Here is a 289-nt window from a genome sequence, read left to right on the forward strand (position 1 = left end):
CCTATCTCAAATTCGTTTGAGCAGGATGGTGATGGAAGCCAGCTGAACGAAGCCGAGGAAATTGCGGGCGTAATACTCCCAGCGTGTGAGCAGGCGGCGCTTCCACTGCATCCAGGCAAAGAACCGTTCGACCAGCCAGCGCCGCGCGTAACGGCGCAACGCGCGTCCATCCTGGGTCTTGAGTTTTCGGCGATTGGTTCGGTGTGGCGCGATCAATTCCACGCCCTGTTCAGCCAGTTGCGTATCCAGGCCATCGCTGTCGTACGCCTTGTCGCCAATCAGATGTTCA

1 protein-coding gene is annotated in these 289 nt (G+C 58.1%); it reads right to left on the reverse strand.

What is annotated here, in order from left to right; all coding sequences use genetic code 11:
* Positions 1-6 precede the first annotated feature (6 nt).
* Positions 7-289 (reverse strand): IS5/IS1182 family transposase (locus HGR_RS01630; RefSeq protein WP_006296308.1); only part of this gene is annotated, 283 nt, incomplete at its 5' end.

This window comes from Hylemonella gracilis ATCC 19624, from assembly GCF_000211835.1.
Taxonomy (GTDB): Bacteria; Pseudomonadota; Gammaproteobacteria; order Burkholderiales; family Burkholderiaceae_C; genus Hylemonella; species Hylemonella gracilis.